Origin of the sequence: Kitasatospora putterlickiae (assembly GCF_039527695.1) — a bacterium.
GTDB lineage: Bacteria > Actinomycetota > Actinomycetes > Streptomycetales > Streptomycetaceae > Kitasatospora > Kitasatospora putterlickiae.
The window spans coordinates 8,429-9,060 of record NZ_BAAAKJ010000140.1; the positions used below are offsets into that span (position 1 = coordinate 8,429).

General features: G+C 72.6%; 1 pseudogene. It reads left to right on the forward strand.

The window, feature by feature from the left end:
* Positions 1-344: 344 nt before the first annotated feature.
* Positions 345-632, forward strand: a pseudogene (locus ABD308_RS15005) (hypothetical protein); the annotation flags it as partial.

Sequence of the window (632 nt, forward strand, 5' to 3'; positions counted from 1 at the left end):
GGCGGCGGAGGCCACCGCCTGACCGCCTCCGGGCGTCGGGTGGCGGATCCCGTCCGCCCCTCGCGCCCCTCCTGCCCGGGGCGCCGGGGCCGGAGCGAAAGACGGCGTTTTTGGACACCGAGGGGTGCGTTTTTGGTCGGCCGGGCCCGGTCGTGCGGGTGTTCCAGGGAGTGGGTTGCCCGGACTGGTGATCGATGGTTTCCTCGGTCCTCGTGACCTCGTTGGTACCAGGCGTATCATGCCGAACTGATGCACCATTAGTTTCTGGCGAGTCGCCAGAAAGCTTACCGGAAGAGGGACTTGAACGGATCGCGGACGATCCGGAAGCGGGCGTCCCGGTGGTGGTGGACGAGCGGGACCGGTGCTTCTTCGACCACCCGCTCGACCACGTGCCGGGCATGGTCCTGGTGGCGGCGGTCCTGGAGCTGATCCTGGCCCGGGCGCCGCGCCCGGCGGCCGACGGCCGGCTGCGGCTGTCGCTGACCTTCGACCGGATGTGCGAGCTGGGCCCGCCGGTGTGGCTGCGCGGCGAGAGCGCCGCGGCCGACGACGGACCGGCCTGGCGGCTGCTGGCCGTGCAGGACGGCGTGACCGTCTGCCGGGCCTCGGCCGGCCTCACCTCCGCGGCCGGC